Source organism: Pseudomonas kribbensis (assembly GCF_003352185.1).
GTDB classification, from domain to species: domain Bacteria; phylum Pseudomonadota; class Gammaproteobacteria; order Pseudomonadales; family Pseudomonadaceae; genus Aquipseudomonas; species Aquipseudomonas kribbensis.
In genome coordinates this window covers 2,526,845-2,536,268 of the sequence record NZ_CP029608.1, presented here as the reverse complement: position 1 = coordinate 2,536,268, position 9,424 = coordinate 2,526,845, and the positions used below count along the sequence as shown (strand labels likewise).

Genomic DNA, 9,424 nt, shown 5'->3' with positions numbered 1-9,424 from the left:
GGGGGTAACCTGCTGTAAATTCGGGAAAAAAGGAGCGCGCAGCGGCGAATCCGTGCGGCCACGCGCAGCCCGGAAAAGCTAAAACATCGGGGCTTGGGTGTCTGACATGGGAAGCGGGGACAAGCCCCGTGACCGGCCAGTCATGGCGTCGATCCACGGGAACCGCGAATCGACGCCGATGTCGGCTCAGAGCCGGCGTTTGCGGTTGAGGGTCGGTATGGTGGTTTGCGGGACTTCAACCTGTCTGGCCTGCGCCGAAGTCTGGGCCGCCAGCGCCGCCAGGGTCGGTTGGCTGAACAGCGTACGGGCATCGACGTGCAGCCCGGCCTGACGCATGCGCGCCACCAGACTGACCGCCAGCAACGAATGCCCGCCGAGTTCGAAGAAGTGGTCGTTGCGCCCGACCTGCTCCAGTTGCAGCACCTCGGCCCAGATCTGCGCCAGCCGGATTTCGACTTCGCCCTCGGGCGCCTCGTAGCGACGACTGAGCACCGCCTCCGCCCCCGGTGCCGGCAAGGCCTTGCGGTCGACCTTGTCGTTGGGGGTCAGGGGCAATGCATCGAGCTTCACGTAGGCGCCCGGCGCCATGTACTCCGGCAAGCGCTCCAGCACGTGGGCGCGCAAGCTTTCGATACGTGGCGCGTCGAAGCCTTCGCGCACGGTGAAATACGCCACCAGTCGCTCGTCGCGGACCAGCACCACGGCTTCACGCACGGCCGGATGCTCGATCAGCCGCGCTTCGATTTCCCCGGGCTCCAGACGCAGGCCACGCAGCTTGACCTGGAAGTCGTTGCGCCCGAGGAATTCGAGGTTGCCGTCCGCCCGGTAGCGCACCAGATCGCCGGTGCGATACAGGCGATCACCAGCCACGAACGGGCTGTCGATGAAGCGCTCGGCCTGCATGTCCGGGAGTCCCAGATAACCCCGCGCGACCCCGACCCCGCCGATGTGCAAGTGACCGCTGACCCCGAATGGCACCGGTTGGTCATGGGCGTCCAGCACATAGAGTCGGGTGTTGCTCAACGCCTTGCCGATTGGCACCACCGCTTCCGGCACCGATTGATCCGGTTCCAGCGTCCAGCCGGTGCTGTCGACCGTGGTTTCGGTCGGGCCGTAAACGTTATGCAGACGCACCCACGGCAGGCGCTCGCGGACGCGTCGGGCCAGTGCGGCGGTCAGTTCACCGCCACCGTTGAGCACGTCGGTCAGGCTGGTGCACTGGCTGACATCGTCCTGCTCGATGAACTGTTGCAGCAGCGCCGGTACGAACTTGACCACGGTGATCTGCCGTTCTCGAATCACCTGGGTCACATAGGCCGAATCGCGGTTGCCGTCGGGACGCGCCAGCACCAGCCGCAGGCCTGAACACAGCGGCCAGAAGATCTCCCACACCGAACTGTCGAAGCTGAACGGCGCCTTCTGCAACAGCGCGCCGTGCCCGGTCGGCGGGCTGATCTGCGAGCCCCAGTGCACCATGTTGCACGCGCTGCGATGCTCGATCATCACGCCCTTCGGCGTACCGGTGGAGCCCGAGGTGTAGATCATGTAGGCCAGGTTCACGGCACTCAAACCCGGTACTTGCAGATTGTCGGCGGACGCGTGCTGCCAGGTGCAACGGTCGAAATCGATGACCGGCACACCCGGATCAGTCAGCAGATTGCGGGTGGCCTCGTGTACCAGCACCGCCACCGGGGCGCTGTCTTGCAACATGTAGTGCAGGCGTTCCAGCGGATAGTCGGGATCCAGCGGCACATACGCGCCGCCTGCCTTGAGAATGCCGAGCAGGCCGACTATCAGATCCAGGCTGCGTTCGACGCAGATCGCCACCCGGGAATCGGGCTGCACGCCTTGTTCACGCAAATGATGGGCCAGACGATTGGCCTGTTCGTTCAACTGGCGATACGTCAGCTGTTGTTCTCCGGCCTGTAAGGCGATGGCGTCGGGTCGGCGCTGCGCTTGCTGCTCGAACAAGGTCTGCAGCGGCTGATCGATCGGGCAATCGACTTCGCTGGCATTGAACTCGACCAGCAGTTGTTCAAGCTCCGCCGCCGGCAGGATCGGCAAGCGATTGAGCGGCTGTTGCGGCGTTTGCTCCAGGGCATCGACCAGCGCCTGCAACGCGGTTTGCACGTAGTCGCCGATGCGCCGGGCGCCGATGCTGATCAGGGTTCGCGTGGTGATCTGCAAGGCGCTGCCCAGGTCATCGACGCTCAAGGTCAGCGGATAGTTGGTGCGTTCTTCGTTCTCCAGGGTCTGGATGCCTTGCCAGGCCGGATCCGCCGTCGATTCCTGCACCTCAAGATCGGTATGCCGATAGTTGAGCAGCGCACTGAACAGCGGTGCCGGTGACGCGACGCCGCTGCAACGCTGGGCCAGCGCCAGCGACGCATGCTCATGCCCGAGCAGGTCGGTCAGTCGGGCGTGGGTAAGCAACACGGCATCACGCGCGCCTCGGTCCATGTCCACTCGCAAAGGCAAGGTGTTGATGAACACCCCGAGCGCCCGGTCCGCGCCCTCGCCGCCCTGCATGCGGCCCATGAACACGCTGCCGAACACCACACGTTCCTGTCCCGAGGTCGCTGCCAGCACCTGCGCCCAGGCCAGGTGAATCAGGCTGGCCACACTGACGCCTGCCTGCCGCGCTTGCAGGCGCAAGCGGCGGTCCAGTTCAGGTGCAAGGGTTCGCACGGCTTCGTCGATGCCGCGACCGTCGCCCTGCACGTCCTGCAATCCGAACGGCAGGGTCGGCTCGTCGATGTCGGCGAGCATTTCGCGGAAGAACGCTTCATGTTCCTGTTCGCTGACACCGAGCCGGGTCTGGGCCACGTAATTGCGATACGGCACCGCCGGCGGCAACGGTTCACTCAGCCCCAACAGGTTGGCGCGCATTTCATGGCGCAGGACTTCCAGGGCAATGTGATCCAGCGCCAGGTGATGGAACAACAGAATCGCCACGATCCGCCCATGAGCCGGATCGCGGGCATACATCAGCCGGATCAGCGGCGCCTGACTGACGTCAATGCGATAACGCCGAGCATCGAAGCGCTCATGCAGCTGCGCGAGGACATCGCCCTCGGCCGGGTCGAGCATGAGTTCCTGCACCGGCAATTCAGCCTGGCGCCAGACCACCTGCACCGGCGTGGTCAAGCCTTCCCAGACCACCGCAGTGCGCAGGATGTCGTGGCGCGCCATGACCTGACGCAACGCGGCCGCATAGGCCTCGACCCGCTCGACGCTGTCGAACGCCAGCTGCGATTGCAACAGGTACGGATCGCCCTGCGCAGCGGTGATGTGGTGATAGAGGATGCCTTCCTGCAACGGCGCCAGCGGATAAATGTCCTGCACGTTGGCCGCCCCGCCCGGTACCGTAGCGATGATCCGGTCAAGGGTGGCCTGATCCAGTTCTACCAACGGCAACAGGTCCGGGGTGATCTGCGTGCAACCCGGCGGAATGCGATTGGTCGGCACTTTGACTTCGCGACCACTGCCCACCGACGCGGCCAGAGCCGCCAGGGTCGGCTGGCCGAACAGCACGCGCACGTCGCTGCTCATGCCGAGCTGACGCATGCGCTCGATCAGATTGACCGCCAGCAACGAATGCCCGCCCAGCTCGAAGAAGTGATCGTGACGCCCCACCCGTTCGACTTGCAGCACCTCGGCCCAGATCTGCGCCAAGAGGATTTCGACATCGCCTTGCGGGGCCTCATACTCGCGGCGGATCAACGCTTCCGGCCCCGGCGCCGGCAACGCCTGGCGATCCAGTTTGCCGTTGGCTGTCAGCGGCAAAACCTCCAAACGCACGTAGGCCGAAGGCAGCATCGCGCTCGGCAGACGGGTTTGCAGATGGGCATGCAGCTGCGTGATGTCCAGCGGCTGGTGTTCGGTGAACCAGGCCAGCAACTGCCCGTCGCGCACCAGCACGACGGCATCGCTCACTGATTCATGGCTGCTCAACGCCGCTTCGATTTCGCCGGGCTCGATGCGCACACCACGGATTTTCACCTGATCGTCATTACGGCCCAGATACTCGATGGTGCCGTCCGGGCGCCAGCGTGCGAGGTCGCCGGTGCGGTACATCCGCGCGTTGGGCTGGTGGCTGAACGGATCGTCGAGAAAGCGTTCGGCGGTCAGTTCCGGGCGGTTGAAGTAACCCCGCGCCACCCCGGCACCACCGACGTAGAGCTCACCGGCCACGCCAATCGGCACCGGTCGCTGTCGGTCATCCAGCAGATAGGTCGTGGCGTTGCTCACGGGTTTGCCGATGTGCAGCGTCCGGCCCGGTTCGATGCGACCCGAGGTGGCAACCACGGTGGCTTCGGTCGGGCCGTAGTTGTTGATCACCTCGAACGTTTGCTCGCGATTGAACTGGCGCAGGCGATCACCGCCGATCAGCAGCGTGCGCAAAGTCGGATGTTCAAGGTGGCGGCTGAAGGCGTACTCGGCAATCGGCGTTGGCAGAAAACTCACGTCCAGCGGTTGCGCACGCCACCAGTCGAGCAGCGCATCGATATCTTCGCCGCCGTCACGGGACGGCGCCAGGTGCAGGGTCGCGCTGGCACACAGTGCGGGCCAGACTTCCCAGGCCATGGCGTCAAAGCCGAAGCCAGCCAGGCTCGAGGTGTGGCCACCCGCGCCCAGGCCGAAGGCCGTGCAATGCCAGTCCACCAGATTCGACAGGGTCCGATGTTCGACCATCACGCCTTTGGGCTGGCCGGTAGACCCGGAGGTGTAGATCACGTAGGCCAGATGCGCGGTGGTCAGGCCCGAGACATCGGGGTTGAGATCGTTGACCGGCCAGGTGCGCGAGTCGATGTCGATCAGCGGCACGTTCAGCGCCGGCAGACGTTCACGCAGATTGCCCTGGGTCAGGACCACGACCGGCGCACTGTCGCTCAATAAATAGCTCAAACGTTCCGCAGGATGGGCCGGATCGACCGGCACATAACCGGCGCCGGACTTGAGAATTGCCAGCAACGCGACCAGCGTGTCCAGCCCTCGACGGGCGACCAGCGCCACACGGTCATCGGGTTGCACACCCAGCCCGATCAAATGATGGGCCAGGGCGTTGGCCTTTCGGTTCAGCTCGGCATAGGTCAGCCGTTGTCCCCGGGATTCTGCAGCCACCGCATCCGGCCGCATCGCCGCTTGCGCTTCGATGCGCTGATGGATGGCCAGCCCGTCGGAGTAATCGGCGCGGGTGTCATTCCACTCTTGCAGCAAGGCCGACTCGGCCGGCAGGTTCAGACTGAAATCGCCCACCGCCAGCGAGGCGTCTTCAAGCCCCTGCTCCAGCACCCACAGCAATCGACCGCACAGCGCCGCGATTTCATCCGCGTCAAAGTAGGCCTCGTTGTACACCATGTACAAACTGTCCTCTTCGTCGCCACGGCTGCTCAACAGGTGCACGGACAGCGGCGTGCCCTCTTCATGGTTGGACACTTTGACCACCCGCCCCCGGGCCTCTCCGTACCGGTACTCATGGGCGTCCCGCTCGTAGGAGACGGTCACTTCGAACAGCTGTGAACGATCCTCGCGCAGCAGACCCAGCGCGCGGTTCATCTCACTCAGGGGAAAACGCTGGTGGCGGAAATCCTGTTTCAGCTCATCGCGAACGGCCTTGACCAGTGCACCGAACGCCAGCTCGCGCCCGAACCCCATGCGCACGGCGCTGACCTGGGTGAACAGCCCCAGGGTCGACTTGAAACGGGCCCCGGACCGATTGAGCAACGGCAAGCCCACCACCCATTCATCACGCTGGCCGATGCGGCTGAAGTACACATGCATCGCCGCCAGCAGAAAGTGCAACGCCGAAGCCCCGTACTCTGCGGCCACCTGCTTCATACGGTCGTGAAGGCGGGCCGGAAAGACCTGCGAGAAAATCCGCGTCGGTGCCGTCGCGCCGGCAAAGCGTTCCTGATAGCGCGGCAATAACAGTGGCTCGGGAAGATGCCGGTATTTTTCCAGCCAGTACGCTCGGTCACGCACGTAGCGGGCGGACTCGTAATACCGTGCGTCGTCATGAATGAAGTCGACATAGGACGGCGCCGAATCCGGCGGCTGTTGCCCGAGTGCCAGGGCGTTGTAGATCTCGTCGAGGGACTTGAGCATTTCGCCAAAGCCCCAGCCATCGACAATCAGGTGATGGGCCTGGAGCGAAAACCAATGGCAGCGGTCATCGAGACGGATCAGGCAGAAACGGAACAACGGCCCGCCGTCCAGCGTGAACGGCTGTTCGATGCGCTCCTGAGTCAACCGGCGCGCCGCAGCCTCCGGCTCGGGATGGGTGCTGAAGTCATGGAACGGCATCGGCACCGGCATCGATGGCGCAAAACGCTGCAACGGCAGACCGTGCTCACCGGCACCCAGCAGCAGGCTGGTGCGCAGGGCGTCATGCCGGGCCACGAGGCCTTCAAGGGACGCGTGCATCAACGCAGGATCAAGGGCACCGGTCATCTCGACATAACCACCGATGTTGTACACCGGCGAATCCCCCTGACGCAGTTGATCGAGCCAGATGTCACGCTGGGCAGCGGTCAGCGGGAAGGCTTCGGAAATCGCGGACAGACCGTCCGCCGCATCGGCAGCAAATTGGTTCATAAGATCCGTCTCATGTGATTTGGCGCGTATTCAAGCATCGGCCCCGAAACCCGCATGACACGTGAAACCCGGACAACTCCCCCCTCTTTGCCCCGCCCTGAGGGTCCCCAGCCCCGGACAAGTCAGTTATTCCCCCGAAAGTTCGGAAAGAAATGGCTGAAAATCCTGTAGGACAATCGCCACACGCTACTACCGACCAGCGCCTCGCAAATGTGGGACGCGGCGGTCCGAGCCCCGGTTTTCGGGGTTCCCACTAGACCGTACAGTCACGGACTACGAGCCCTTACACATAGATCTGACAGAAACGTGACGCCATTTTTTCGGAATTAGTGGCACTTTGTGTCCCCGTTTTCCCCTACAGACGTAGGACAAATGCATAGGCTTAAATCCCGCTCCAGATCGATTTCAAGGAGAAACGCTGGTTGGCGGCTTCACAGGTGCATGCACGGCAGATGATTCGGCAATGGCTTTAAATCAGGGATGACAAGGATATGAATCTGACCGGCAGTCTTCGCAACATGGAAAACCCGCACTTCTACTGGCAACTGGGCGAATTGATCGCCAGTACGGGGAACGAACGATTCGCCTCCAACATGTTTCAGTTGGTCGACACCCTGGTGCCGGTCAACCGGGTGGATCTCAGCGAATGGACACTCGACGAGCGCGAGGCCAGCGTGGTCGAGATTAAGGCCCTGGGCAGCGCCGGTTTGCCGGATACCTTCCCGCCCCCGGACCCGCTGCAATGTCAGGACGATCATCCGCTGTTACAGAAAATGATCGAGATGAATGACTCGCTGCTGATTCAACTCAAGGCCTCGCTGCAGCAACGACACCCGCACCACAGCGTCCATCAGTGCAATCTGGTGTCACGCACCTCCAACCGCCGCTGTGTCATCTCGTTTTGCCGCCCTCACACGCACCGGGTGTTTTCCCTGCCGGAGCTGTCGTTTCTCAAAAGCCTGTCCGACACCCTGCTGCCGTTGATCGAGCGTCATGCGCAGATCCGTCGGCAAATCATCGCCCGGCAACCGCGCCCACTTCAGGCCGATCAGGAGCAGACACCGTTGCAGCAGGTGTTCGACGAGCGCCTGGCACTGGGCGACATCACCCTGTCAGTCCGTGAGAAGGAAGTCTGTCTGGGCCTGCTGACCGGCGGCACCGTGCCGCAGATGGCCGAGCGGTTGCGGGTCAAGAACAGCTCGATCGAGACCTACCTCAAACGCGCGGCGGCCAAACTCGGGGTCAGCGGGCGTCACGGTCTGGCGAAATGGATGGCCGGGGCCTGATCCGGCGTTTTCTCATCACGGGCCTTCGCGCCCACTCCTACTTGTGAACGAGGCTGTTTGATGTCCAGGTTGCCGATCTCCCTGCTGTCCATGGCGTTGCTGATGGGCGGCTGCTCGCTGATTCCCGATTACCAGCGTCCGGCGTCACCCAGCGCGGCGCAGTATCCAAAAGGCCCCGCCTACCCTGCGTCAACCCAGACCACGACCGCTGTCGAGGACTGGCGCGGGCTGTTCAATGACCCCGCGTTACAGCAGTTGATCGAGAGCGCACTGGTCAATAACCGCGACTTGCGGGTGGCCGCGCTGAACGTCGAAGCATTCCAGGCGCAGTACCGCATTCAACGCGCCGATCTGCTGCCGGCGGTTTCAGCCAATGCCAATGAGCTGCGGCAACGGGTGCCGGCCAGCGTGACCAAAACCAAAGCGGCGATCACCTCGACCTACTCGGCGAACCTCGGCATCAGCGCCTATGAACTGGATTTCTTTGGCCGGGTCCGCAGCCTCAGCGAGCAGGCCTTGATGAGCTGGCTGTCCACCGAAGAGGCCCGGCGCAGTGCGCAACTGAGCCTGGTGGCCAACGTTGCCAATGCCTACCTGACCTGGCGCGCCGATCAGGAATTGCTGGCCCTGGCTCAGGAAACCCTGGCCGCCGACGAGAAAAGCCTGCACCTGACCACCCGCAACCGGGAGGCCGGCAAATCTTCGGCGCTGGATCAGATCCAGGCGCAGACCAGCGTCGACAGCACCCGTGCCAGCCTCGCCCGCTATCAACGCCAGGTCGCTCAGGACCTTAATAGCCTGACGTTGCTGGTCGGGGCGCCGGTTCCGGAAACGCTGCCGGCGCGCCCGCTGGCCAGTGATCTGGTGGCGCAAGTACCGGCCGGATTGCCGTCGGATCTGCTGCAACGCCGGCCGGACATTCTCCAGGCCGAATACAAGCTGAAAGCTGCCAACGCCAATATCGGCGCAGCCCGGGCGGCGTTTTTTCCCAGTGTCAGCCTGACGGCCAATGCCGGCACGTCGAGTCGGGACCTGTCGGGACTGTTCAAGGGCGGCTCCGGCGCCTGGACCTTCCAGCCGCAGATCAACCTGCCGATCTTCAACGCCGGCAGCCTGCGCGCCAGCGTCGATTACGCGAAGCTGCAGAAGGACATCACCGTCGCCGAATACGAAAAGACCATTCAGACAGCATTTCAGGAAGTGTCCGATGGTCTCGCCGCGCGGGAGACCTATCAGCAGCAGCTACAGGCCCAGCGCGATCTGGTGCAGGCCACGCAGGACTATTACGACATGGCGCAGCACCGCTACCGGACCGGTGTCGACAGCAGCCTGACGTTTCTCGATGCCCAGCGTTCGCTGTTCAGTTCGCAGCAAGGTCTGATCTCCGACCGGTTGGCGCAACTGGTGGCGCAAGTGAACCTGTACACCGCCCTGGGCGGTAGCTGGAGCCCTGCGGAACCGTCACCGCAATAACCGCAGGTCATGTTTTCTTACACCTTTTGTCGCCAGATCTGACATCCGTCGGTGATCAAAAACCGACC

Annotated in this window: 3 protein-coding genes; 2 read left to right on the top strand and 1 reads right to left on the bottom strand. The window is 63.4% G+C overall.

Annotation, left to right across the window (positions count from 1 at the left end):
- Window positions 1-186: 186 nt before the first annotated feature.
- A complete protein-coding gene (locus DLD99_RS11735; RefSeq protein WP_114882305.1) occupies window positions 187-6,597 on the bottom strand; it encodes a non-ribosomal peptide synthetase in 6,411 nt (2,136 codons plus the stop codon).
- 491 nt (window positions 6,598-7,088) lie between these two features.
- On the opposite strand from DLD99_RS11735, the gene DLD99_RS11730 reads away from it, so the two are divergent.
- Window positions 7,089-7,883, top strand: coding sequence for a helix-turn-helix transcriptional regulator (locus tag DLD99_RS11730; protein ID WP_085708573.1), 795 nt, complete (start codon window positions 7,089-7,091; stop codon window positions 7,881-7,883).
- Between the two features lie 60 nt (window positions 7,884-7,943).
- On the top strand, window positions 7,944-9,356 hold the full coding sequence (locus DLD99_RS11725; RefSeq protein ID WP_114882304.1) for an efflux transporter outer membrane subunit: 1,413 nt from the start codon (window positions 7,944-7,946) through the stop codon (window positions 9,354-9,356).
- Window positions 9,357-9,424 lie beyond the last annotated feature (68 nt).

What these genes read in the sequence shown, in the direction of transcription:
- DLD99_RS11735 (WP_114882305.1), bottom strand. Translation starts at nt 6,597, where the DNA reads ATGAACCAATTTGCTGCCGATGCGGCGGACGGTCTGTCCGCGATTTCC.
- DLD99_RS11725 (WP_114882304.1), top strand. Translation starts at nt 7,944, where the DNA reads ATGTCCAGGTTGCCGATCTCCCTGCTGTCCATGGCGTTGCTGATGGGC.
- DLD99_RS11730 (WP_085708573.1), top strand. Translation starts at nt 7,089, where the DNA reads ATGAATCTGACCGGCAGTCTTCGCAACATGGAAAACCCGCACTTCTAC.